This window comes from Janthinobacterium rivuli (genome assembly GCF_029690045.1).
GTDB lineage: Bacteria > Pseudomonadota > Gammaproteobacteria > Burkholderiales > Burkholderiaceae_D > Janthinobacterium > Janthinobacterium rivuli.
Map to the genome: position 1 here is coordinate 1,230,958 of NZ_CP121464.1, position 23,128 is coordinate 1,254,085.

The 23,128-nt window shown below is 62.5% G+C and carries 21 protein-coding genes and 1 other RNA gene; 17 read left to right on the forward strand and 5 right to left on the reverse strand.

Annotated elements, in window-relative coordinates:
- Positions 1-37 precede the first annotated feature (37 nt).
- From ftsX to P9875_RS05620, 4 genes are all read right to left on the reverse strand, one after another.
- Positions 38-958 (reverse strand): permease-like cell division protein FtsX, encoded by a 921-nt coding sequence (ftsX, locus tag P9875_RS05605; protein ID WP_099403267.1) that lies wholly within the window; start codon positions 956-958, stop codon positions 38-40.
- On the reverse strand, positions 955-1,692 hold the full coding sequence (locus tag P9875_RS05610; RefSeq protein WP_225243803.1) for a cell division ATP-binding protein FtsE: 738 nt from the start codon (positions 1,690-1,692) through the stop codon (positions 955-957). The genes ftsX and P9875_RS05610 overlap by 4 nt, the downstream gene beginning before the upstream one ends.
- An 8-nt stretch (positions 1,693-1,700) precedes the next feature.
- The gene (ftsY, locus tag P9875_RS05615) at positions 1,701-2,759 is read right to left on the reverse strand and encodes a signal recognition particle-docking protein FtsY (RefSeq protein ID WP_035824796.1); all 1,059 of its coding nucleotides are present in this window, start codon (positions 2,757-2,759) and stop codon (positions 1,701-1,703) included.
- Between the two features lie 164 nt (positions 2,760-2,923).
- Positions 2,924-3,904 (reverse strand): MerR family transcriptional regulator, encoded by a 981-nt coding sequence (locus tag P9875_RS05620; RefSeq protein ID WP_278317793.1) that lies wholly within the window; start codon positions 3,902-3,904, stop codon positions 2,924-2,926.
- A 165-nt stretch (positions 3,905-4,069) separates the two neighbouring features.
- Between P9875_RS05620 and P9875_RS05625 the strand changes: the two genes are divergently transcribed.
- From P9875_RS05625 to P9875_RS05670, 10 genes are all read left to right on the forward strand, one after another.
- On the forward strand, positions 4,070-5,383 hold the full coding sequence (locus tag P9875_RS05625) for an NAD(P)/FAD-dependent oxidoreductase (protein WP_278317794.1): 1,314 nt from the start codon (positions 4,070-4,072) through the stop codon (positions 5,381-5,383).
- A complete protein-coding gene (locus P9875_RS05630; RefSeq protein WP_278317795.1) occupies positions 5,373-6,170 on the forward strand; it encodes a DUF1365 domain-containing protein in 798 nt (265 codons plus the stop codon). Before P9875_RS05625 ends, P9875_RS05630 begins: the two co-directional genes overlap by 11 nt.
- Positions 6,167-7,402 carry an SAM-dependent methyltransferase gene (locus P9875_RS05635; RefSeq protein ID WP_278317796.1) on the forward strand — a complete coding sequence of 412 codons (1,236 nt, stop codon included), beginning with the start codon at positions 6,167-6,169 and terminating at the stop codon, positions 7,400-7,402. Before P9875_RS05630 ends, P9875_RS05635 begins: the two co-directional genes overlap by 4 nt.
- A 2-nt stretch (positions 7,403-7,404) precedes the next feature.
- On the forward strand, positions 7,405-7,953 hold the full coding sequence (locus P9875_RS05640; RefSeq protein ID WP_278317797.1) for a chalcone isomerase family protein: 549 nt from the start codon (positions 7,405-7,407) through the stop codon (positions 7,951-7,953).
- The gene (locus P9875_RS05645) at positions 7,950-9,230 is read left to right on the forward strand and encodes an MFS transporter (RefSeq protein WP_278317798.1); all 1,281 of its coding nucleotides are present in this window, start codon (positions 7,950-7,952) and stop codon (positions 9,228-9,230) included. The genes P9875_RS05640 and P9875_RS05645 overlap by 4 nt, the downstream gene beginning before the upstream one ends.
- The gene (locus P9875_RS05650) at positions 9,218-9,775 is read left to right on the forward strand and encodes a DUF3833 domain-containing protein (protein ID WP_152598847.1); all 558 of its coding nucleotides are present in this window, start codon (positions 9,218-9,220) and stop codon (positions 9,773-9,775) included. Before P9875_RS05645 ends, P9875_RS05650 begins: the two co-directional genes overlap by 13 nt.
- Positions 9,772-10,539 carry an SDR family NAD(P)-dependent oxidoreductase gene (locus P9875_RS05655; protein WP_219311745.1) on the forward strand — a complete coding sequence of 256 codons (768 nt, stop codon included), beginning with the start codon at positions 9,772-9,774 and terminating at the stop codon, positions 10,537-10,539. Before P9875_RS05650 ends, P9875_RS05655 begins: the two co-directional genes overlap by 4 nt.
- Complete coding sequence (locus P9875_RS05660) at positions 10,536-10,973, forward strand: nuclear transport factor 2 family protein (RefSeq protein WP_176388109.1); 438 nt, start codon at positions 10,536-10,538, stop codon at positions 10,971-10,973. Before P9875_RS05655 ends, P9875_RS05660 begins: the two co-directional genes overlap by 4 nt.
- A 975-nt stretch (positions 10,974-11,948) precedes the next feature.
- Entirely contained in the window at positions 11,949-13,022 is a 1,074-nt protein-coding gene (locus tag P9875_RS05665) for a porin (RefSeq protein ID WP_278317799.1), read from the forward strand.
- A gap of 151 nt (positions 13,023-13,173) precedes the next feature.
- Positions 13,174-13,716, forward strand: coding sequence for a hypothetical protein (locus P9875_RS05670; protein ID WP_176388110.1), 543 nt, complete (start codon positions 13,174-13,176; stop codon positions 13,714-13,716).
- Between the two features lie 73 nt (positions 13,717-13,789).
- On the opposite strand, the gene P9875_RS05675 is transcribed toward P9875_RS05670, so the two are convergent.
- Entirely contained in the window at positions 13,790-15,493 is a 1,704-nt protein-coding gene (locus P9875_RS05675; RefSeq protein WP_278317800.1) for a thiamine pyrophosphate-binding protein, read from the reverse strand.
- 208 nt (positions 15,494-15,701) lie between these two features.
- Here P9875_RS05675 and rnpB point away from each other — a divergent pair.
- The 7 genes from rnpB to P9875_RS05710 all read left to right on the forward strand — a co-directional run bounded on the left by rnpB (position 15,702) and on the right by P9875_RS05710 (position 23,126).
- Positions 15,702-16,063: RNase P RNA component class A (gene rnpB, locus P9875_RS05680), an RNA gene on the forward strand.
- Between the two features lie 662 nt (positions 16,064-16,725).
- Positions 16,726-17,154 (forward strand): division/cell wall cluster transcriptional repressor MraZ, encoded by a 429-nt coding sequence (mraZ, locus tag P9875_RS05685; RefSeq protein WP_035824821.1) that lies wholly within the window; start codon positions 16,726-16,728, stop codon positions 17,152-17,154.
- A 9-nt stretch (positions 17,155-17,163) separates the two neighbouring features.
- Positions 17,164-18,135, forward strand: a complete 972-nt coding sequence (gene rsmH / locus P9875_RS05690) for a 16S rRNA (cytosine(1402)-N(4))-methyltransferase RsmH (protein WP_099403256.1) — start codon at positions 17,164-17,166, stop codon at positions 18,133-18,135.
- Positions 18,132-18,401 (forward strand): cell division protein FtsL, encoded by a 270-nt coding sequence (gene ftsL / locus P9875_RS05695; protein ID WP_034748894.1) that lies wholly within the window; start codon positions 18,132-18,134, stop codon positions 18,399-18,401. The genes rsmH and ftsL overlap by 4 nt, the downstream gene beginning before the upstream one ends.
- Complete coding sequence (locus P9875_RS05700) at positions 18,401-20,179, forward strand: peptidoglycan D,D-transpeptidase FtsI family protein (protein WP_034748891.1); 1,779 nt, start codon at positions 18,401-18,403, stop codon at positions 20,177-20,179. Before ftsL ends, P9875_RS05700 begins: the two co-directional genes overlap by 1 nt.
- An 8-nt stretch (positions 20,180-20,187) precedes the next feature.
- Complete coding sequence (locus P9875_RS05705) at positions 20,188-21,696, forward strand: UDP-N-acetylmuramoyl-L-alanyl-D-glutamate--2,6-diaminopimelate ligase (RefSeq protein ID WP_035824825.1); 1,509 nt, start codon at positions 20,188-20,190, stop codon at positions 21,694-21,696.
- Complete coding sequence (locus P9875_RS05710) at positions 21,696-23,126, forward strand: UDP-N-acetylmuramoyl-tripeptide--D-alanyl-D-alanine ligase (RefSeq protein WP_278317801.1); 1,431 nt, start codon at positions 21,696-21,698, stop codon at positions 23,124-23,126. Before P9875_RS05705 ends, P9875_RS05710 begins: the two co-directional genes overlap by 1 nt.
- The last annotated feature ends 2 nt before the right edge of the window (positions 23,127-23,128 follow it).

The window sequence follows — 23,128 nt, forward strand, 5'->3', positions numbered from 1 at the left end:
CATGGCGGCACCGCAGGCGCCGCCATGGGAGGCAAGGTCAGTTCAGGCGCGCCAGATGGCGCTGCACGCAGAGGAAGGCGCCGATCAGGCCCAGGCCGGCGCTGACGGCCAGCAAGCCGGCCATCGGCAGCGGCGCCAGCGGCACCAGCTGGAATTCGGACGCGTACAGGCGCGCAAACTCGGCAATCGCGGTATTGAGCGGTTGCAAGGCCAGCGCCACGGCGCCCAGAGCCAGCGCACCGGCGCACAGGCCCAGCAGGGCACCCGTGTAATAGAAGGGGCGGTGGATGAAGGTGTCGGTGGCGCCGATCAGTTTCGAGATACTGATTTCATCGCGCTGCTGCATCACTTGCAAGCGGATGGTGTTGAAGACAACAGCGATCACGGCCACGCCCAAAGTAATGGCCAGCAGCAACAGCACCAGACGCAGCACGCCCAGCAGGGCCGCCAGACGCTTGACCCAGGCCGAATCGACTTGCGCCGATTCCACGCCGGGCAACTGGCGCAACTGTTCCGCCACGGCATCGACGTCCTGCGCTTCGCTGGCGCTGCTGAAGGCGTCGAGTTTCAGCACATAGCTGTCGGGCAGGGGATTGTCGCCCAGGGTGCTCAGCACATCGGCCAGGCCGCTCTTGTTTTTCAGGGTGTCGAGCGCCTGTTCGCGCGCGATGAAGACGATCTTCGCCTTTTGCTCGCCGACGATCTTGCGCATGGAACTGGCCAGCGCCACGGCTTGCTCGCGCGGCGTGTCGATCTTCAGGAAAACGCTGATTTCCGGGTCGACCGACATCTGTTCCGACATCGGGCGCACATTGTCGAGCATGGTCAAGCCGGCGAACGGCAGCGACAGGGCGATGGCGACGACGACGACGTTCAATAAAAAGCCGCCCGGCGACTTGCGCAAATGAATTAGCGCCGAGCCCAGCGCGAAGCGGTGTTGACGGAACCAGCCTCTCATGCCTGTTCTCCTGCTTCATCATCGGCGCCAGGCGCAAAATCGGGATCGGGCGGGGCGAAGACGGGTGCTTGCGTGGCCTTGTCGATGGCCACCAGCTGGCCGTTTTTCAGGTGGATCACGCGGGCGGCCGCGTCGAGCATCTGTTCGTCATGGCTGGAAATGAGGCAGGTCACGCCCACGGAGTGGAATGCTTTCAGGGCGTCGAGCACCTTGTTGGCGCTGGCGCGGTCCAGGTTGGCCGTCGGTTCGTCGGCCAGGATGATCTGTGGCCGGTTGACGATGGCGCGCGCGATCGACACGCGCTGCTGCTCGCCGCCAGACAGCGACAGGGGACGCGCCATGGCGCGGTCCAGCAATCCCACCTTGTCGAGCGCGGCGCGCGCGCGCTGTTCCGCGGCCACTTTATGCGCGCCGACGACGAGCAGCGGCAGCATGACGTTGGCCAGGATGGAGCGGTCGTTCAATAACTTTTGCTGCTGGAAGATCAGGCCCATGTTGCGGCGCAAAAACGGCACGCCGGCCGGCTTGATCTTGGCCATGTCCTGGCCATTGACGATCAGCTTGCCCGACGTGGGGCGTTCCATGGCGGCGATCATTTTCAGCAAGGTGGACTTGCCGGCGCCGGACGGGCCGGCCAGGAAGACCAGCTCGCCCTTGGCAATACTGAGCGAAATGTCGCTGAGCGCCACGGCATCGGGGGAGTATTGCTTGGAGACGTGCTGAAATTCAATCATGTATAGGCTTATCCGAGCAGCGCTTCGACAAATTCGGCAGCCACGAAAGGCTGCAAGTCTTCAATTTTCTCACCGATGCCGATGAAATACACGGGCACGGGACGCACGCGGGCAATCGCCGCCAGCACGCCGCCCTTGGCGGTACCGTCCAGCTTGGTGATCACCAGGCCGCTCAACTGCAGGGCATCGTCAAACGCTTTCACTTGCGTGAGGGCGTTCTGGCCCGTGTTGCCGTCGATGACGAGCAGGGTTTCATGCGGCGCGCCTTCCATGCCCTTGCCGATCACGCGCTTGATTTTCTTCAATTCTTCCATCAGGTGCAACTGCGTCGGCAAACGGCCCGCTGTGTCGACCATCACCACGTCGATGCCGCGCGCCTTCGCCGATTGCACGGAATCGTAGGCCACGGCGGCCGGGTCGCCCGATTCCTGCGAAATCACGGTGACGTTGTTGCGCTCGCCCCAGACCATCAGTTGTTCGCGCGCGGCGGCGCGGAAGGTGTCGCCCGCAGCCAGCAGCACGGACTGGTTGTTCGACTGCATGTGCTTGGCCAGCTTGCCGATGGTGGTGGTCTTGCCAGCGCCATTCACGCCGGAAATCATCATCACCAGCGGCTTGTGGCGGCCCAGCTCGAAGCGCTTTTCCAGCGGCGAGAGCAGGTCGATCAGCAATACTTTCAGGGCGGCCTTGACGGCGGCCGCGTCGAGCAGCTTGTCTTCCTTGACCTTCTTCTTCAATTCCGTGAGCAGGAATTCCGTGGCGTCGATGCCCGCGTCGGACATCAGCAAGGCCGCTTCCAGCTCTTCGTACAGGGCGTCGTCGATCTTCGCGCCGACGAACAGCACGGACAAGGTGTTCGAGGTTTTCGACAGGCCCGCCTTCAGGCGCGTCATCCACGATTTTTTCTCGGGTTCGGCGGCCACGATCACGGGCACGAGCTCGGCCGGCGCGCCGCTCAGGGGCGCAGCGGCAGGCTGCGGTGCAGGCGGCGTGGCGGCGGGAAGGACGAGGGGCTCGGCTGGCGCAGCCTCGGGAGCGATGGGTTTTTTCTTGAAGAAACTAAACATGGATGTGTGGTGGCGGGTGCTGACCTAAGGCCCGGCGGCGCCGGACACTGTGTTACGGGCTATTCTACCAGAGCGCGCCCGGCCCTTCATGCTTTACTGTTCGATTGGCAACATTGCGCGGCTATCCACGGAGATCGCCGCAGTTGCCGCGCTTTCCAGTGGGATCAATGGGTTTGCAGGGCCAGCGCCTGATGGCGGCGGCGCCAGTCGGCGATGCTTTCGTCGACTTGCCGCAAGTCCAGCACATGCAAAAACGGCGGCGGCTGGCGGTACAACACGGGACTGCGTCCGCCGGCCCACAATTCCATGCTTGGAGGCAAGCTTGCATGCAGTTGCTGCAGGCTATCGCGCGTCTGCCGTTGCTTGCTGGCGCTGGAAAACGATAGCGCGACGATGTCGGCCCGCTGCGCGCGGGCGGCCGCGACGATGTCCGTCAGCGGCGTTTCCACCCCCAGCGACATGCAATGGGCGCCGGCCGCCGCGCACAGCGCCTCGGCCATCAGCAGCCCCAGGCCATGGCGCTCCTGCGGCAAGGTGCTGAGGACGATGCGCGGCGTGCGCGTGGACGGGCTGCTTGCTTGCGGCAGGGAAAAAATGGCGTGGCGCATCACCGTCTGCAGGGTTTCGCTATACAGATGCTCTTCATACACGGCCAGCTCACCGCAAGCCCACGCTTCGCCCACCATGCCGGTAAGCGGCGCGATGACGTCGATGGTGAACGCTTTCAGGCCCAGCACGGCCAGCGCCTGGCGCAGGGCGCCGCCCAGTTCCTCCATCTGGTGGCTGCGGCACAGGGACAGATAGTGTTCGAGCTGGGGCGCCGGCGTCGACGGCGCCGCGCTGCCGGCGCTGGCCAGCTGCTGCAGTTGCGCGGTGCTGTGCTGCATGATTTTTCCCGGACGAAATCCGAGGTCCAGCAGGCGTTTGACCATGCGCAACTTTTGTACCTGCTCGGCCGGGTAGCTGCGCTCGCCAAAGGCGTCGCGCCGTGGCTGGGGAAAGTCGTAGCGGCGCTCCCACACGCGCAAGGTTTCCTTGGCCAGCCCGGTGTCGCGTTCGACATCGCTGATGCTGAAGGCGGAAGTAGGTTGCAGGTCAGTATCCATACCAGGGTGGCTTTGCTCGCTTGCGGAAGAACGTGGCATGCATTTTACGCCTTCCGCCGCCCCGTACCAAATAGCTGAATCCGATTAGAAATTGCCGACGTATAAGTTTCTGAACGGCTCAGGACGCTCATTGACATAAATCAATATTTCATCGATTATCCATGAGTCTTATTTGTCCAGGACAAACTTAACACAGGTGCACTCATGAAAATTGCCGTCGTCGGAGCAGGAATCGCAGGATTGTCGTGTGCCTATCGGCTGGCGCAAGCGGGCCAGGACGTCACCTTGTACGAGGCGGGCGATTATTTTGGCGGCCACAGCCATACGGTCGATGTCACGCTCGATGGCGTCACGCATGGCGTGGACACGGGTTTTCTCGTATTCAATCACGCCACGTATCCGAACCTGGTGCAACTGTTTGACGAGCTCGGCGTCGAGGCGGCCGACAGCGACATGTCGTTTTCCGTCAAAATGCCGCTGGGCACCGCGTCCGATGCCCGCGTGCTGGAATGGGCGGGCGCCAACCTGGATACCGTGTTTGCCCAGCGCAGCAATCTGCTGCGCCCCGCCTTCCTGCGCATGCTGCGCGATATTCTGCGCTTCAACCGCCAGGCCAGCGCCCTGGCGACGGCCAGCGTGCCGGCGCCGGCCATGCCGCTGGGCGAGTTTCTCGACTTGCACGGCTATGGCGAGGAATTTCGCCACTGGTATCTGCTGCCGATGGCCGCCAGCATCTGGTCGTGCCCGGCGCGCCAGATGCTGGCCTTTCCCTTGGCCACCTTCATCCGTTTCTGCCACAACCATGGCTTGCTGCAAGTGAGCGACCGGCCGCAATGGCGCACGGTGCGCGGCGGCTCGCGCGAGTATGTGAAAAAATTGTTGGAAGGCATCCCGCAGCAGCGCCTGGCTTGCCCCGTGCTGGCCGTGCGCCGCCAGCCGCACGGCGGCGCGCGCATGGTCGAGCTGCACACGGCCGCCGGCGTCGAGCATGTCGATCACGTCGTGCTCGCCTGCCACAGCGACCAGGCGCTGGCCCTGCTGGGCGATATCCGCGACGACGAGCGCGCCGTGCTCGAAGCCGTGCGCTACCAGCCGAATCGCGCTGTGCTGCATACGGATGCGTCCTGCCTGCCGCAGCGCCGCAAGGCTTGGTCGGCCTGGAACTACCAGGGACGGCCGGCGGTAGCGGAAGGCGAGGCGCCGCAAGTGTGCGTGCATTATTTGCTGAACCAGCTGCAACCATTGCCGTTCAGCACGCCGGTCATCGTTTCGCTCAATCCGCTCGACGAACCGGACCCGGCGTCCATCCTCGACGAGTTTTCGTATGCCCACCCCGTGTTCGATGGCGCGGCCATTGCCGCCCAGGCGCGCCTGGCCGGTTTCCAGGGCGCGCAGCACACGTGGTTCGCGGGCGCGTGGACGGGCTATGGTTTCCATGAAGACGGCTTGAAGTCGGGCCTGGCCGTGGCGCAAGTACTCAATGGCATGGCGGCGGCGGAGCTTGGCCATGCCGCGTGATCCCACGCAGCCGTCGCAGCCGCAGCCCCAGCTGTGCCTGGGACTGGTGCGCCATGCGCGCTTGCGTCCGCGCGCGCATGCTTTTAGTTATGGCATGTTTTATCTGCGCCTGCCCTTGCGCAGCCTGGGCGCGCACGATTTTTCCGCCAGGTTGATTTCGCGCAACGGCGCCAATGTGCTGTCCTTCCGCGACAGCGACCACGGCGATGGCACGACGCCGCTGCTGGACTGGATCGATGGTTTGCTGCGCCAGCATGGCGTGTCGGACGCGGACGGCGAAATCTGGCTGCAAACCATGCCGCGCATGTTCGGCTATGTCTTCAATCCCGTCAGTTTCTGGTTTTGCCACCGCCCGGATGGCGCGCTGCGCGCCGTGGTCTGCGATGTGCGCAATACCTTCGGCGAGCGCCATCTGTACCTGCTCGAACAGGGCGGCGCCATTGCCTATGGCAGCGAACTGGTCGCCAAGAAAATTTTCCACGTGTCGCCGTTTTGCAAGGTGGAAGGTAGGTACCGCTTCCGTTTCCTGCGCAATAACGAACAGGACGGCGAACGCCACCTGGCCAGAGTGGACTACGACGACCTCGATGGCCCGCTGCTGCAGACGAGCTTGTCCGGCACGGCGCAGCCGCTGCGCGATGGCGCCATCGCCTGGGCCTTGCTGCGCTACCCCCTGATGACGTTTGGCGTGATGGCGCGCATTCACTGGCAAGCCTTGCGCCTGTGGCTGCGCCGCGTGCCGTTTTTCAGCAAACCCCTTCCCCCACAAGAAAAGGTGTCCCGATGAGCTCCGATTCCCTGCCGACCGGCCTGCAGGCGCGCACCTGCGTCCGTCCCGACCACACGCACCTGGACGTGCCCGCTTCCGGACGGGTGATCTTGCGCTTGCTGGAAAAATTGCAGCATGGCGCCCTGCGCCTGCGCACGCCGGACGGCAGCATCTTGCTGTACGGCGATGGCAGCCACCCCGTCACCCTGGACTTGCACAACTGGCGCCTGTGTGCGGCAGTGCTGCGTTCGGGCGACATTGGCTTTGCGGAAACGTTTATCGCCGGCGACTGGCGCACGGACAATTTGCCGGGCTTGATCGAGCTGATGATACGCAACCGCGCGCACATCGAATCGCTGATCTACGGTAACTGGTGGGGTAACCTGGTCTACAAGGTCCGGCATTTGCTCAATCGCAATTCGCGCGCCGGCAGCAAGAAGAATATCCACGCCCATTACGACATCGGCAACGCCTTTTATCAGCTGTGGCTGGATCCGTCGATGACGTATTCGAGCGCGCTGTTCACCGAAGGCGCCAGCCTGGAGCAGGCGCAAGGTGCGAAATACCGGCGCATCGCCGATCAGCTGCAGCTGCAGCCAGGCGCCAGGGTGCTGGAAATCGGCTGCGGCTGGGGCGGCTTTGCGGAAACGGCGGCGCGCGACTATGGCGCGCACGTGACGGGACTGACCTTGTCGACCGAACAGCTCGCCTATGCGCGCCAGCGCCTGCAGGACGCGGGGCTGGCAGGGCAGGCCGATCTGCAGCTGTGCGATTACCGCGACAGCGCCGGCCAGTACGACGCCATCGCCTCAATCGAAATGTTCGAAGCCGTGGGGCAAAGTTACTGGCCCGGCTATTTCGAATGCGTGGCGCGCAACCTGAAGCGGGGCGGACGCGCCTGCATCCAGACCATCGTCATCGCCGATGACTTGTTCGAGCGCTACAGCAAGAGCACGGATTTCATTCAACAGTATATTTTTCCGGGTGGCATGCTGCCGTCGCCGGCCGAGTTTCGCCGCGCCGCCGAGGCGCAGGGCTTGCGCGTGGCAGACGCCTTCAGCTTTGGTCTCGATTACGCGGAAACCTTGCGCCAGTGGCGCGCCAGCTTCCTGGCCCAGCGCACGGCGCTGGAAAAGCAGGGTTTCGATGGCCGTTTCCTGCTGACCTGGGAGTTTTACCTCGCGTATTGCGAGGCCGCCTTCCAGGCGCACAACACGGATGTGATGCAATTTACCCTGATCAAGGACTGACCATGCGCCGCCTGCTTGCCACTGTCGTCCTGTCCTTGACCATGCTGGGCGCCGCGGCCGCGCCGCCAGCCTTTATCGCTGCCGACGTGCCCGAGGCCCGCCTGGCGGGCGAGGGTGAATACACGTGGTTCGGCATGCGTATTTATCGCGCGCAACTGTGGGTGGGCGCGCAGGGCTACCAGGGCGCGGCGTCAGCAACGGCGCCGTTTGTGCTGGAACTGCGCTACGCGCGCGCGCTCGACGGCAAGAAGATCGCCGAAGCCAGTTATGAACAGATGCAGAAAATCGGCGCCGGCACGCCCGAGCAGCGCCTGGCCTGGCTGGCCACCATGCAGCGTATCTTTCCTGACGTTAAGGAAGACCAGCGCATCGCGGGCGTCTACCGGGCCGGCATCGCACCTGGCGTGCGCTTTTATCTCGATGGCAAGGTACTGGCCGACGTGAGCGACGGCGACTTCGCGCGCGCCTTCTTCGCCATCTGGCTGTCGCCGTCGACCACGGCGCCGAAGCTGCGCGCGGCCTTGCTGCAGAGCGCGGCGCCGCTGCCATGAGTGCCGGGGGCGGCGCCTTAGGTTTGCCTGCCTTGTTCAGTTATGGCCTGTTCGGCTTGCCGCTGGCCATGCTGGCGCTGCCCATCTATATATATGTCGCGCCGTTTTATGCGCAGCGCAGCAGCCTGGACCTGGCGCAGATCGGCGCCGTGCTGCTGGCGGCCCGCATCGCCGCCGCTTTCATCGATCCGGCCCTCGGTGCCTGGATGGCGCGCGGCGGGCGCAGCTATGCCGTGCTTGTCGCTGCCTCGCTGCCCTTGCTGCTGCTGGGTTTTGGCGCCCTGTTCCATCCGCCCGCGATGCAGGAAGCGGCCACGCTGGCCTGGTTCCTGGCCGCCTTGCTGCTTGTCTACGCCGCCTATGGCTTGGCCGGCATCGCCCACCAGAGCTGGGGCGCGGCCTTGAGCCAGCTGCGCGCGCAGCGGACGCGGGTGACGGCCGTGCGCGAAGGCTGCGGTTTGCTGGGCGTCATCCTGGCGGCTGGGCTCACTTCCGTGTTCGGCTATGACGGCTTGTCGCTGGCCTTTGCCGTCTGCCTGCTGGCGGCGGGCGCGCTGTTGCTGGCGCGCGCGCCGCGTCCGGTTTTGCGCCAAGGTACGCAGGCGTTGCTCGCTGGCGCCTGGCGCCTGCCGTTTCGCCAGCGCGCGTTCCGCTGGCTGTTTGCCGTCCTGCTCGTCAATGGCGTGGCGGCCGCCATTCCCGCCACCCTGTTCCTGTTCTTTGCCACCGACTATTTGCGCCTGGGCCATTATGCGGGGCCATTTTTGATCGTTTACTTTTGCGCCGCGGCCGCCTCGATGCCCGTATGGGTGGCCCTGGCGCGCCGTTTTGGCGAGGCGCGCGCCTGGGGCGGCGCCATGCTGCTGGCCGCGACCGTGTTTGTCTGGACGTATGGCCTGGGCGCGGGCGCGGCCTGGGGTTTTGCCAGCATCTGCCTGCTGTCGGGTCTGGCGCTGGGCGCCGACCTGGCCCTGCCGCCGGCCCTGCTGGCAGGGTTGATCGGCGCGGCCGGCCATGCCGGGCGGCATGAGGCTGCGTATTTCGGCTGGTGGAACTGGGGCGTGCAGATGAGCCTGGCGCTGGCGGCCGGCATCGCCTTGCCCCTGCTGGCCTGGCTCGGCTATGTGCCGGGCGGCAGCGGCGGCTTGCCTGCCCTGTCCGCCGCCTACGCCTTGCTGCCCTGCGTCCTGAAACTGCTGGCCGCGCTGCTGCTGTGGCGCGCGCCCCTGCAACATATATATACACAACCTTCGGAGACCCGCACATGCGCCTCATGACATTTTGCAAACGCGGCGCCCTGGCGGCCTTGCTGCTGGCGCTGGCCGCCTGCTCCACGCCGCCCACGCCAGCCACCTACGCGCAGGAATTGCCGAAACTGGATCTGCAACAGTATTTCAATGGCACGCTCGATGCCCACGGCATTTTCCAGGACCGCTCCGGCAAGGTGGTCAAGCGCTTCACGGTCGTGATGCGGGCCAGCTGGGCGGGCGAGACGGGTACCCTGGATGAGGATTTCACGTATTCCGACGGCAGCAAACAACGCCGCGTGTGGACCTTGCGCAAGACGGCGCCCGGGCGCTTCATCGGCACCGCGCCCGACGTGATCGGCGAGGCCGTCGGCGAAGTGGCCGGCAATGCGCTGCGCTGGCAATACGTACTGGCCTTGCCCGTCGATGGCACGGTCTATCACGTCGACTTCGAGGACTGGATGTTCCTGATGGATGACAAGGTCATGCTCAACCGCGCCGCCATGAGCAAGTTCGGCTTCAGCCTGGGCGCCGTCACCTTATCGTTCAGCAAGCGTCCACAGGCGGCCCCATGAATCGCAAGATCACCAGCTGGGCCGGCAAGCGCGTGTGGATCATCGGCGCGTCAAGCGGCATCGGCGCCGCGTGCGCCACCTTGCTGCTGGAGCAGGGCGCCTGCGTAGCCTTGTCTGCCCGCCACCGCGCCAGTCTCGAACGGTTATGCGAGGGACAGCCGCTGGCGCAGGCCTTGCCGCTCGATATCACCCAGCATGCGCAGCTGCGGGCCGTCAGCGCGCAATTGCAGCAGCAGTGGACGCATATCGACCTGATACTGGTGGTCGCCGGCGGCTATCAGGCCATGCGCGCCGATAGCTTCGACCTTGAGGCAGCCCAGGGCTTGCTGGCCCTGAATGTGGGCGGCGTCTTCAATTGCCTGGACCAGGCCCTGCCGTGGCTGTTGCGCCAGGGCAGCGGCGGCATCGGCATCGTCGGCTCGGTGGCCGGTTATGGCGGCTTGCCCAAGGCGCTCGCGTACGGCGCCAGCAAGGCGGCACTGATCAACCTGACGGAGTCGCTGTACCTGGACCTGCATCCGCGCGGCATCGGCGTGTATCAGATCAACCCGGGTTTTGTCGCCACGCCCCTGACGGCGAACAACGATTTCACCATGCCAGCCCTGATGACGGCGCGGGACGCGGCCGCCGCCATGCTCGACGGCATCGAGCGGGGCCAGTTCCACATCCACTTTCCCAAGCGCTTTACCAATACCATGCGCCTGGCGCGGCTGTTGCCGTATCGCGCCTATTTTTGGCTGATCCGCAAGGTGACGGGCTTATGAGCACCACCATGGAAGGTGCGCTGGCGCGCCTGGTGGCGTTTTACGAGCACCTGAGCATCGAGAGCCTGGCTCAGCTGGGCGCCGTGTACGCGCCAGACGCCCATTTCAAGGACCCGTTCAACGAGGTGGTGGGCCATGCCGCCATCCTGGCCATCTTCGAGCACATGTTCGTGCAAGTCGATGCGCCCCGGTTTGTCGTGCTGGAAAGCCTGGGGCAGGGGCAGCAAGCCTTTCTCACGTGGGAGTTTCGCTTTCGCATGAAACGCCTGGTGGCTGGCGAACAATGTATCCGTGGAGCAACACATCTGCGTTTCGATGCGCAGGGAAGGGTGGTATTGCACCGCGATTATTGGGATGCGGCGGAAGAATTGTATGAAAAACTGCCTGTGCTCGGTGGTTTCATGCGCATGCTTCGGCGCGCAAGCCAGCGTTAAGCGTGTTTGCTGATGCTTTTAAGCAAAAAATGCGAAAAAGAAAAAGTAAATTGTGTGGAATTGGGCCGGTGAAAACTTGATTTCGCTCAATGTGTCGTTTTTTAGACACAAATATATCAAAATATTGAGAAGGCAACATTGTAAGAAATTGTTTCAACTGATGCGCAATTTGCAAGCAAGAGTCGTCCTCATCCGTTCCCGCCCGGTACCCGGAGCGCGTGCCGGAAAACTTGAAAAACATTTCTATGTGAGCAATTTAAATTACCGGAAAGTCAGTAATTGTGTTGCTACTCTGCCCATTTTTTCGATGCGCATGCCGACGTCGGAAATCGCGTCTACGCCCCTGAATCATGCGGCAACGCACCAAAACAGGGCGCATTATTTCCCGTTTTCGGGCGTCCGGCAGCAAACAATGGCGATGCCGTGTATGCTTCGTACCGTTTATCCATTATCGCCTGACAAATTGTGCGCTTTGTCGCGTAAATCATGCAGGCCAAATGATGGGTAAAGCATGTTGATGTTTTAATCATGCGCCTGATACTGTTGCACTAATACAACGGGTGTCGACAAGGCATGCGCTATGATGGAATGGTCAATCAGGCCAATGCATTGGTTGGCAAGGGGCACTGGCTCTATCGCGTAGTACGGTTGGCGATGACCGGGATGCCTGAAAAAGCACTCGGCCTGGTACCGGAAGTAACATGTTGGAACTTGATGGAATGTGAAACGGTCGTTATAGTGCCGCTTCCGGTGCCCTTTGAGCACCGAACCGGCGCATGAAAATACGGTCGCTCTGCAGCCTTCAAGCTTATCGGTGCAATAGCGTGCCGATACCGATATGAATTGTTCCCCTGACCGGAACAGCAATGTGGCAGGTGGAGACCTTGCCCTCACTCATAAAAAGCGCTCTGTTAGAGCGCAGCTCGAGATGCATAGGCTGTATTACTTTTTGCTTCAAAATTAAAGGAAATCGCAATGAAAAAAACTCTGATCACCCTGGCAGTTCTGGCAGCAGCCACTGGCGTAGCCCAAGCTCAATCGAGCGTTGTTATCTACGGTACCGTTGACGCTGGTTTCGTCAGCGAGCGCGGCGGCAAAGCCGGCACCGTCAACAAAATCGATAGCGGCATTGCTTCGGCTTCGCGTATCGGCTTCAAAGGCACCGAAGATCTGGGCAGCGGCCTGTCGGCACTGTTCGTTCTGGAATCGGGTTTCAAAGTTGATTCCGGTTCGCAAGAAGGCGACGCTCTGTTTGGCCGTCAAGCCTACGTTGGCCTGAGCAGCAAAACGGCTGGTACCGTAACCCTGGGTCGTCAATACACCCCTTGGTACAACACCCTGTCGAAAGTTGCTGATCCATTCGCAGCTGGTTACTCGGGTTCCGCCAAGAACTTGTTCCCAGCAGCCACGACCCGTACCAGCAACACCGTGCTGTACACCTCGCCAAACTTCGGCGGTTTCGATGCTGACGTTGCTTACAGCGCCGGCAACAACGGCCAAGAGAGCCTGGTATCCAGCAAAATCGGTCGCCAAATGGGCGCATCGGCTGGCTACACCAACGGTCCTTTGAACGCACGTGTTGCTTACAACGCCACCAGCAACGAAGCTACTGCTCAAGGCAGCGCACGTAACTGGCTGGTAGCCGCTAACTACGATTTCACCGTTGTGAAAGCGTATGCTGCATACGGCGTCAACAAAGGTGCAAACAGCTCGCTGCGTAACAACGGCAATGTTGATTTCTACAACACCGCATCGCGTGGCGGCTTTAGCGACGACAGCACCACCGCTCTGATCGGCGCAACCGTACCAGTTGGTCCAGCTGGCACCGTGATGGCTTCGGTTATCCACGTCAACGACAAATCGGGCATCAACGCCGATGCGAACCAGTTCGCACTGGGCTACTCGTACGCTCTGTCGAAGCGCACCAGCACCTACGCTTCGTACGCTAAAATCTCGAACAAAAACAACGCTGGTTACACCGTTGGTAACAACAGCAATGTTGGTTCGGGCGACCAAGCGTTCAACGTTGGTGTTCGTCACTCGTTCTAATATTCGCGCAAGCGAAGCTTAGTACCGCTGCCAGCATCCCTTCGGGGATGCTGATAAGCAAGGAAACGCGTCTCCAGGCTAGTCCTGGCGGCGCGTTTTTGCATTGGCGGCGCCAGTTATAATGGCGCCGTTACTCAAGTAAAGGAATGCCATGTATTCATACACCTCGCCACGCCTGGCCGCCTTGCTGGCCGCGCTGCTGCTCGCGGGCGCCACGGGCGCCGCTGTCGCCGCCGTCAAGGGCAAGAAACCGGCCGGACTGGAGCGCTACGGCGTGGCCGTCTATTCCGACCTGTGCCTGCAAAAGGATAGCGGCGAAATCGGCGGCCAGCGCGTTACCCTGCACCGCTTTGCCGAGGCCGATTCCGTCATCTATGAATTCACGGCAGGCGCCCTGAGCTGGCCCATCGTGGCCAACGACGTCAATCTGGACGCCGCCACGGGCGCCTTCGACTTCACCATCGCCGGCGCCGACAGCGAAGAACGCACCATCGTCGGCAAGTTTTCGAAGGATGGGCAGACCCTGACCCTGGAAGGCGATTACTGTGGCGGCAATGTGCGCATGCCCATGAAGCTGAGCCGCGTGCGCGATTTCGGCCGTCCCCTGAAAAACTGCACGCCATGCCCGCCGATGCCGCAAGCGCCGGCCGAGACAGTGCCTGCCGAGGAAAGCGCGCCAGCGCCCGCTGCCTGAGCGATTACCGCTGTCAACAAGAAAAAGGCCCGGTATCGACCGGGCCTTTGTCATTTTCAGCGTTGCAAGGAGCTTACTTTGCCGCCTGCGCCTTTTCCGCCGTGGCGCGGATGGTGGCGAGCGTTGCGTTTGGCGTGATCAGGTTGCCGTCGTAGCGCAGTTCGATCAAGGCCGGCAAGTTGTGCGCCCTGGCGTGCGCCAGCGCCCGTTGCAGGGCAGGGGCAAACGCTTCTGTCGTATTCACCACTTCGCCATGCGCGCCATACGCTTGCGCCAGCGCCGCGAAATCCGGGTTGTGCAGGGTCGTGCCCGACACGCGGCCCGGATAATCGCGTTCCTGGTGCATGCGGATGGTACCGAACATCTGGTTATTGAAGACGATGATGACCACGCCCGCCTGGTATTGCACGGCGGTGGCCAGTTCCTGGCCATTCATCATGTATTCGCCATCGCCGGCAAAGGTGATCACGGTGCGCTCTGGGTGCACGATCTTCGCCGCCACGCCGGACGGCACGCCGTAGCCCATGGCGCCGTTGGTCGGCGCCAGCTGCGTGCGCAGGCCGCCGTAGCGATAAAAACGGTGCGCCCACGAGGCGTAGTTGCCGGCGCCGTTCGTCAGGATGGTGTCGGCTGGCACTTGCGCCATGATCTCTTGCGTGACTTGCCACAGGTCCAGCGGCGCCTGGCCATCCTGGAAGATGGGCGGCTGCTGCTGGTAGGCGGCTAGTTCGGCCTTCGCTTCGGCTGGCGTATGCTGCCAGGCAGACGCATCGACGGGCGCCATGGCGGCCAGCATGGCGCACACTTGCGGCATGCCGCTGTTGATCATCAGTTCGGCCTGGTAGACGCTGCCCAGTTCCTCGGCGTCCGTATGGATGTGCACGAGGCGCTGGCGCGGCACGGGCGAGTCGAACAGGGTGTAGCCGCCCGTCGTCATTTCGCCGAGGCGCGGACCGATGGCGATGACGAGGTCGGCATTTTTCACGCGCGCGGCCAGTTTCGGGTTGATGCCGATGCCGACGTCGCCGATGTAGTTCGGGTGGGCATTGTCGAGCAAGTCCTGGAAACGGAAGGCGCAGGCGACGGGCAGGTGGTTGCTTTCCGCGAACTGTTGCAGGTCGGCGCAGGCCTGCGGTGTCCAGGTGGTGCCGCCCAGCAAGACCAGTGGCTGCCTGGCGGTCGCCAGCATGCCGCGCAACTGCTGCAGCTGGGCGCTGGACGGCGCCGCCTGCACGGGCTGGTAGGCACGCGTGTCGGCCACTGTGGCCAGGGAGATCAGCATGTCTTCCGGCAGGGCCAGCACGACGGGGCCGGGGCGCCCGCTGGTGGCCACCTGGAAGGCGCGCGCCAGGTATTCGGGGATGCGTTCGGCGCGGTCGATCTGCGCCACCCACTTGGCCATCTGGCCGTACATGCGGCGGTAGTCGATTTCCTGGAACGCTTCGCGGTCGACGAAATCGTTGCCCACCTGGCCGATGAACAGGATCATCGGCGTGGAATCCTGGTAGGCCGTGTGCACGCCGATCGAGGCGTTGGTGGCGCCCGGTCCGCGCGTGACGAAGCAGATGCCCGGCTTGCCCGTCAGTTTGCCGTAGGCTTCGGCCATGAAGGCGGCGCCGCCTTCCTGGCGGTTGATGATGAAGCGGATGCCCGAATCGTGCAGGGCGTCGAGCACGTCGAGGTAGCTTTCGCCAGGCACGCCAAAGGCGGTGTCGACACCGTGGATCTGCAGGGCATCGACCAGGATCTGGCCGCCGGTACGGGGTTGTTGCGTCATGTTCGGCTCTTTATATTCTAGTGGGTGGCAAAGAAATGGGGCAAGCTGCTTGCATGCGCCTGCATGCGCCTGCATGCAAGCAGCTTGCCTCATTCTATGTGAGCCGATTTGGCCCGGCTTTTGAAATGGCGACACCGAATTACACAATCCCCCGACTGGCGTGCCGCGCTTTTGCAGAAACATGCTGCGGCGCGGTACAATGGCGGGTGAAGCAGGCCAGACAGTCGCTGGCCGGCGCAGCAATGCGCTGGCGGGAGGAAGGTCCGGACTCCATAGAGCGGGGTGACGGTTAACGGCCGTCCGCTGAAAGCCTACTCGACGTACTTGTACGGAGAGGGGGTATAAGGCGAGGAATAGGGCCACAGAGACGAGCGTATTAAGTTACGGTGAAACGCGGTAACCTCCACCTGGTGCAATTTCAAATAGGCACGCGATGATGCTGCTCGCGGAGCGTGCGGGTAGAAAGCTTGAGCGCCAGAGTAATCTGGCGCCTAGAGGAATGACTGTCATAGCGCCGACCTGCAAGGGAAGGCGCCGTAACAAAATCCGGCCTACCGGCCTGCTTCACTTGAATTCCCGTTCCCTGGCTTGCCAGGGGGCATCCCGGCCGCGGCGCTTTGCCTGCCGCGCGCCACCCCAAAAGCCCCCGCAACGGGGCTTTTTTTGTTTCTAAAATTATAGTACTTAAGATAAAGTTGTATATACAACTAAAAGTGAACAATTGGTTAAAGTTTCTTGTCTACAATTAATTGCTGCATTGCAAAAATAGTTTTCCTGTGACAGGTCAGCCCCTGAAAACAGGGGCGATACGCGCCAAGGATGATTTTCTTTTGCTTTAAACCAAGTCTTTTACGGTGCTTGATTGCTGTTGTGCCCGGATGACGAAATTATTGTCATGTGTCAACTAACTGTAAAAAATTCAATTTTTCGATTTCGTTTTTTTCGATGTTTACGGTAGGAAAACACATGTGTGCAGATGAGGTACCACATTCACTATCTTTCATAAGTATCTAATTTATCGATATATTTTTATTTGAGACTCCTTCAACGATATGCGCTAAGTCCTTAATTTCATTAATAAAATTCCTGTTTTGCCAATCGGAAACCGCTTGACCACTATCTTTGCTTCCTCTAAAGTGGGCAACTGTGTGAAAAAGTGTGTTTTTGTGGGAAATTTTCCCTTTTCATCGTGATGCGCAAGCGTCGCAACCCAAGCTCAAAAAAGGTCTTCCGTGTTTCAAGGCGCGTCCGCAATCAATCTCGATGCCAAAGGCAGGATGTCTATCCCTGCCAAGCACCGTGACGCGCTGGCGATTCAATGCGAAGGCCGTTTGACCCTGACCAAACACCCCGATGGCTGCCTGCTGTTTTTCCCCCGTCCCGTGTGGGAAAGCCACCGCCAGCAAATCGCCGCCTGGCCCATGTCGGCGCGCGCCTGGCAGCGCATCTTCCTCGGCAATGCCGTCGACGTCGAGCTCGACTCGGCCGGCCGCGTGCTGATCTCGCCCGAATTGCGCAACGCCGTTGGGCTGGCGCGCGAAGTCATGATGATCGGCATGGGCAGCCACTTTGAAATATGGGATGCCGCCAAGTTGGCTGAAAAAGAACAGCAGGCGATCGATGCCGGCACCCCCGATGTACTTTCCAATTTTTCTTTCTAAGGCTCCGTAATGACACAACTCACGGTGCCGGAATTTCAGCATCGCACGGTGCTGCTCGATGAAGCGGTCGATGCGCTCGACCTGTCGGGCGACCGCGCGCACGGCGTTTACGTCGACGGCACGTTTGGCCGCGGCGGCCATAGCCGATTGATTTTGTCGCGCCTGGCGCCCGACGCGCGCCTGATCGGCTTCGACAAGGATTTGCAAGCCATCGCCACGGCCGAACAGATCGCCGACCCCCGTTTCCAGATCGTCCATGACAGCTTTGCCACCATGACGGCCAGCCTGGCCGAACGCGGCGTGCAGCAGGTGGACGGCATTTTGCTCGACCTGGGCATCTCGTCGCCACAGGTTGACGACGCGGCGCGCGGTTTCAGCTTCCGCAATGACGGACCGCTGGACATGCGCATGGATACCACGCGCGGCATCTCCGCAGCCGAATGGCTGGCGGTGGAAACCGAGCAGAATTTAGAGAAAGTGATACGCGATTATGGGGAAGAACGGTTTGCTTTTCAGATTGCAAAGGCGATTGTTGCTGGCCGGGCAGTCCAGCCAATTTCAAGCACACGACAGCTTGCCGGCATCGTGGCAGGCGCCGTCAAGACCCGCGAGAAGGGTAAGGACCCCGCTACCCGCACCTTTCAGGCCATACGCATTTTCATTAACAAAGAGCTCGAGGATCTCGAGATCGGCCTGAATCAGGCGTATGCCTGCCTGGCGCCCGGCGCGCGCATGGCCGTGATCAGCTTTCACTCGCTGGAAGACCGCATGGTCAAGCGTTTCTTCGCCTCGAAGGCGAACGTGGAGCAGCCTGACCGCCGCCTGCCGATCCGCGCGGTCGACTTGCCGCAGCCGGAAATGAAGCTGATTTCGAAGATGAAGCCGTCTGACGCCGAGATCGAGGGCAACCCGCGTTCGCGTTCGGCCGTGATGCGCGTGGCGCAGCGTCTGCCCATTCCAGTCAGTGGCGGCGCCCGATGACTGGCAAGCTGTGTGTCGTGCTGTCGGCCCTGCTGGTGTGCTGCGGCCTGTCGCTGGTGAACGCGCAGTATCAGTCGCGCCACCTGCTGATCGACCTGGAACGCGCGCAAGCGCTGTCGCGCCAGCTCGACATCGACTGGGCGCAACTGCAGCTGGACCAGTCCACTTTGGGCAAGCATGAACGCATCGAATCGATCGCGCGACGCGACCTGAGCATGACGCCGCTGACGGCGGCGCGTACGCAATACCTGACGGAGGGCGAATAATGAAGTTGGGCGGTAATAGCAACGGCCGGGTGGCGGCATCGAAAGGCGTGCCATTCTCGAAGAACCCCGTACTGGCGGTGCGTCTGCCCGTCTGGCGTTCGCGCGTCGTGCTGTTCCTGCTGTTCTTCGCTTTCGCCGGCCTGGGCGCGCGCGCCTTGTGGCTGCAGGGCGTGTCGACGCAGTTCCTGCAAAAGCAGGGCAAGGCGCGCTATGAACGCACCCTGGAATTGCCCGCCACGCGCGGCAAGATCACCGACCGCAATGGCCAGGTGCTCGCCTCGTCCGTGCCCGTGAAAGCCATCTGGGCCATTCCCGACGACGTGCTGCAGGCGTCGCCGGAAAAGATCAATGCGCTGGCCGGCCTGCTGGAAATGAACGTCAACGAATTGCGCAAGAAGCTCGATTCGGACCGCAGCTTCGTTTACCTGAAACGCCAGGTCGAGATGGATGTGGCCGACAAGATTTCCAAGCTGGGCATCGACGGCATCGACGAACGCAAGGAATACAAGCGTTTCTATCCACAGGGCGAAGTGATGACCCACGTGGTGGGCTTTACCAACGTGGAAGACGTGGGCCAGGAAAGCATGGAACTGGCGCAGCAGAAAACCCTCGTCGGCACCACCGGCAGCCGCCGCGTGATCAAGGACCGCCTGGGCCACATCGTCGAAGACATCGGCTTCATCCATGAACCGCATGACGGCAAGGATCTGACCCTGTCCGTCGACAGCAAGATCCAGTACATCGCCTTCACGCAGCTGAAGGAAGCGGTGGAAAAATTCAACGCCAAGGCTGGCGGCGCCGTGGTGCTCGACGTGCACACGGGCGAAGTGCTGGCCCTGGCCAACTACCCCAGCTATGACCCGAACGACCGCCGCAAGCTCACGGGCCAGCAGCTGCGCAACCGCGTCATGACCGATACCTTCGAGCCCGGTTCGACCCTGAAGCCGATCACCGTCTCGCTGGCGCTCGACACGGGCCGGGTCAAGCCGGGCACCCTGATCGACACGGGCCCGGGCCGCTACACCATCGCCGACCGCACGATCACCGACACCAAGCCGCATGGCGTGATCAATGTCTCCGAAATCATCGAGATGTCGTCGAACATCGGCACCTCGAAAATCGCGCTGGGCATGCCGTCGCAGGAAATGTGGGAAATGTTTACCAAGGTGGGCTTCGGCCAGCAGCCGAAATGGGGCTTCCCCGGCGCCGTGGCCGGCCGTGTGCGTCCATATAAATCGTGGCGCCCGGTGGAGCAGGCCACCATGAGCTACGGTAACGGCATTTCCGTCTCGCTGATCCAGCTGGCGCGCTCTTACATGATGTTCGCACGCGATGGCGACACGATTCCCCTGTCATTCCAGAAGGTTAATGAACTGCCTGTGGGCCAGCAAGTAATCAAGCCGAAGACGGCCGCCGAAATGCGCGCCATGCTCGAACTCGTCGTCTCCGGCGCGCACGGCTCGGCCAAGCGCGCCCAGGTGGCCGGCTACCGCGTGGGCGGCAAGACGGGTACCGCCTATAAAGTGGAAAACGGTCGCTATGCGATGCCGCGCAAATATATCGGCTCTTTCGTGGGCATGGTGCCGATGTCGGCGCCGCGCTTCATCATTGCCGTGATGATCGATGAACCAACCGGCCCCGCCCACTATGGCGGCCAGGTTGCCGCTCCCGCTTTCGCGGCGATTGCGACCAACGCGCTGCGCGCGATGAACGTTCCGCCCGATTCCTCCGTTACCGAAATCGTGGTCCCGGCCAATGCCGGCCCGGAGGCCATGTGAAGTCACTCATGACCATACAAGACATCAGTTTGTGGATCAAAACGGCTGCCCCGTCCGGGCAGCTGACGTCCGATTCGCGCCGCGTGCAGCGCGGCGACGTGTTTTTCGCCTATGCGGGCGCCACCCATTTCATCGAAGCCGCCATCGAGCAGGGCGCCGCCGCCATCGTGCATGACGCCGTGGAGTGGAACTCCGCCTGGAGCGTGCCGCACCTGCTGGTCAGCGACCTGAAACGCTTGGCCGGCCCCGTGGCGCATGCCTTTTACGACATGCCCGACAGCGCCATGTTCAGCGCCGGGGTGACGGGCACGAATGGCAAGACTTCGTGCGCGCTGTGGCTGGCGCAAGCCCTGGCGCGCCTCGGTGAAACATCGTCCGTCATCGGTACCCTGGGCGTGGGCCTGTGCAAGCCGCGCGGCGCCATCGAATTCGACGTCACTGGCTACACCACGCCGGATGCCGTGCTGCTGGCGCGCAAACTGGCCGCCATGCGCGCCGCCGGCGCCAAGGCCGTTGCCATCGAAGTGTCATCGATCGGCCTGGATCAGGACCGCGCGGCCGGCATGCATTTCGACGTCGCCATGTTTACCAATCTGACGCGCGACCACCTCGACTACCATGGCGACATGGCGGCCTACGAGGCGGCCAAAGTCAAACTGTTCGACTGGCCCGGCCTGAAAACGGCCGTCATCAACCTGGACGACGCCATGGGTCTGCGCCTGGCGCGCCACGTGGACGGCAAGCTGGCCGGCGAATATCCCGTCATCGGCTACACCTTGCAGGATGCGGCCAGCTTGCCCGATTTGCCGGGCGTGCTGATGCTGCGCGCCAGCCAGTTCCGCAGCCGCCATGCCGGCACCGACTTCCACCTGGAGTGCGCGCTGGGCGTGGCATTGATCAAGACGCAGCTGGTGGGCCACTTCAATATCAGCAACGCGCTGGCCGTGCTGGGCGCCTTGCTGGCGCACGGCACCGGCCTGCGCGCCGCCATCGACGGCATCGAATCGCTGCAGCCGGCTCCGGGCCGCATGCAGCAGGTGGGCGGCCAGGAAGCACCGATGGTCGTCATCGATTACGCGCATACGCCGGACGCGCTGGAAAAAACCCTGGCTGCCTTGCGCCAGGTGGCGCAGGAGCGGGGCGGTCAGCTGTGGTGCGTGTTCGGCTGCGGCGGCGACCGCGATCCGGGCAAGCGTCCGCAGATGGGCGCCATCGCGCAGCTGGCCGATCACGTGCTGGTCACCAGCGACAATCCGCGCAGCGAAGACCCGCACGCCATCATCGCGCAGATCGTCGCCGGTATGCGTGCCGACGGTCCGCAGCCGCAAGCCATCGAAGACCGCGCCGGCGCCATTTTGTCGGCCATCAAGCACGCGGCCAAGCCGGACGTGATCCTGTTGGCGGGCAAGGGCCATGAGCCGTACCAGGAAATCAAGGGCAAGAAACTGCCGTTCTCCGATGCCGACCATGCGCAGCTGGCCCTGTCCGCGCGCCTGACGATGATGAGGACGAACTGATGCGCACGACCCTGACAGAACTGATGCCATCGCTGCAAGGCGCGCAGCTGACGGGCGACGCCGTTTTTGACGGCGTCTCCACCGACAGCCGCAGCGCCCCAGCCGGTTCGCTGTTCGTCGCCCTGCGCGGCGAGAGTTTCGACGCCCACGATTTCCTGGACCAGGTGGCCGCGCGCGGCGTCGCCGCCGTGGTGGTCGAGCGCTTGCCTGAAGGCTGGGACAGCGGCAAGGTGCCGGCCATCGTGGTGGCCGATACCCTGGTGGCCTTGGGCCGCATCGCCAATCACTGGCGCGGCCGTTTCAATGTACCCGTCATCGGCGTCACCGGCAGCAATGGCAAGACCACCGTCAAGGAGATGATTTCGTCCATCCTGGCGGCGGCCTTTGGCGAAGAGGGTAGGCTGGCCACGCGCGGCAACCTGAATAATGAAATCGGCGTGCCATTGACCCTGTTCCGCCTGAGCGAGCAGCACAAGGCGGCCGTCATCGAGATGGGCATGAACCATCCGGGCGAGATCGCCCGCCTGGCCGCGATTGCCGCGCCGACGCTGGCGATGGTCAACAACGCGCAGCGCGAGCATCAGGAATTCATGCATACGGTGGAAGCCGTGGCGCGCGAGAACGGCGCGGCGCTGGCAGCCTTGGCCGACGACGGCGTGGCCGTCTTCCCGCATGGCGATGAATATACGCCCGTGTGGCGCGAACTGGCCGGCGCGCGCGCCGTCATCACCTTCGGCCTGTCGAAAGAAGCGGACGTGAGTTGCACGCACCGCGCGGCCGAGGATTTTGGCAGCGACCTGTTCGTCAGCGTACGCGCACCGGACGGCAGCTTGCGCCAGTTCTTTGTCGGCTTGCAGGCGGCGGGCGAACACAATGTGCGCAATGCGCTGGCGGCCGTGGCATGCGCGATCGGCGCCGGCATCGCGCCAGAACAGATTAAGCAGGGCCTGGAGGCGTTTTCTCCCGTGAATGGCCGCCTGCAGAAAAAACGTGCCGCCAACGGCGCCACCATCATCGATGACACGTATAACGCCAATCCCGATTCGGCGCGCGTGGCCATCGATGTGCTGGCGCAGGCAGCGGCACCGCGCATCCTGGTGCTGGGCGAGATGGGCGAAGTCGGCACGCAGGGGCAGCAGTTCCACGAAGAGATCGGCGCTTACGCCGCCGCCAAAGGCATCGAACACGTGCTGGCGACGGGCGGCCTGGCGCGCCATCTGGTCAATCCGGCGCAGGAAGCCGCGAGCCAGGAATCAGGCACGGTCGTGGAGTATTTCGAACAGTTCGACGGTTTGCTGGCGGCGCTCGATGCGCATTTGTCCGGCCGTTCGGATGCAACAGTATTAATCAAGGGCTCCCGTTTCATGAAGATGGAACGGGCCGTGCAGCATTTGATTGGTTCAAACAACAATAACAAGGAAGCTCACTAATC

Excerpts from the sequence above, each read along its gene's own strand:
- ftsX (WP_099403267.1), bottom strand. The coding sequence starts at position 958 with ATGAGAGGCTGGTTCCGTCAACACCGCTTCGCGCTGGGCTCGGCGCTA.
- P9875_RS05610 (WP_225243803.1), bottom strand. The coding sequence starts at position 1,692 with ATGATTGAATTTCAGCACGTCTCCAAGCAATACTCCCCCGATGCCGTG.
- ftsY (WP_035824796.1), bottom strand. The coding sequence starts at position 2,759 with ATGTTTAGTTTCTTCAAGAAAAAACCCATCGCTCCCGAGGCTGCGCCA.
- P9875_RS05620 (WP_278317793.1), bottom strand. The coding sequence starts at position 3,904 with ATGCCACGTTCTTCCGCAAGCGAGCAAAGCCACCCTGGTATGGATACT.
- P9875_RS05625 (WP_278317794.1), top strand. The coding sequence starts at position 4,070 with ATGAAAATTGCCGTCGTCGGAGCAGGAATCGCAGGATTGTCGTGTGCC.
- P9875_RS05630 (WP_278317795.1), top strand. The coding sequence starts at position 5,373 with ATGCCGCGTGATCCCACGCAGCCGTCGCAGCCGCAGCCCCAGCTGTGC.
- P9875_RS05635 (WP_278317796.1), top strand. The coding sequence starts at position 6,167 with ATGAGCTCCGATTCCCTGCCGACCGGCCTGCAGGCGCGCACCTGCGTC.
- P9875_RS05640 (WP_278317797.1), top strand. The coding sequence starts at position 7,405 with ATGCGCCGCCTGCTTGCCACTGTCGTCCTGTCCTTGACCATGCTGGGC.
- P9875_RS05645 (WP_278317798.1), top strand. The coding sequence starts at position 7,950 with ATGAGTGCCGGGGGCGGCGCCTTAGGTTTGCCTGCCTTGTTCAGTTAT.
- P9875_RS05650 (WP_152598847.1), top strand. The coding sequence starts at position 9,218 with ATGCGCCTCATGACATTTTGCAAACGCGGCGCCCTGGCGGCCTTGCTG.
- P9875_RS05655 (WP_219311745.1), top strand. The coding sequence starts at position 9,772 with ATGAATCGCAAGATCACCAGCTGGGCCGGCAAGCGCGTGTGGATCATC.
- P9875_RS05660 (WP_176388109.1), top strand. The coding sequence starts at position 10,536 with ATGAGCACCACCATGGAAGGTGCGCTGGCGCGCCTGGTGGCGTTTTAC.
- P9875_RS05665 (WP_278317799.1), top strand. The coding sequence starts at position 11,949 with ATGAAAAAAACTCTGATCACCCTGGCAGTTCTGGCAGCAGCCACTGGC.
- P9875_RS05670 (WP_176388110.1), top strand. The coding sequence starts at position 13,174 with ATGTATTCATACACCTCGCCACGCCTGGCCGCCTTGCTGGCCGCGCTG.
- P9875_RS05675 (WP_278317800.1), bottom strand. The coding sequence starts at position 15,493 with ATGACGCAACAACCCCGTACCGGCGGCCAGATCCTGGTCGATGCCCTG.
- rsmH (WP_099403256.1), top strand. The coding sequence starts at position 17,164 with ATGACACAACTCACGGTGCCGGAATTTCAGCATCGCACGGTGCTGCTC.
- ftsL (WP_034748894.1), top strand. The coding sequence starts at position 18,132 with ATGACTGGCAAGCTGTGTGTCGTGCTGTCGGCCCTGCTGGTGTGCTGC.
- P9875_RS05700 (WP_034748891.1), top strand. The coding sequence starts at position 18,401 with ATGAAGTTGGGCGGTAATAGCAACGGCCGGGTGGCGGCATCGAAAGGC.
- P9875_RS05705 (WP_035824825.1), top strand. The coding sequence starts at position 20,188 with ATGACCATACAAGACATCAGTTTGTGGATCAAAACGGCTGCCCCGTCC.
- P9875_RS05710 (WP_278317801.1), top strand. The coding sequence starts at position 21,696 with ATGCGCACGACCCTGACAGAACTGATGCCATCGCTGCAAGGCGCGCAG.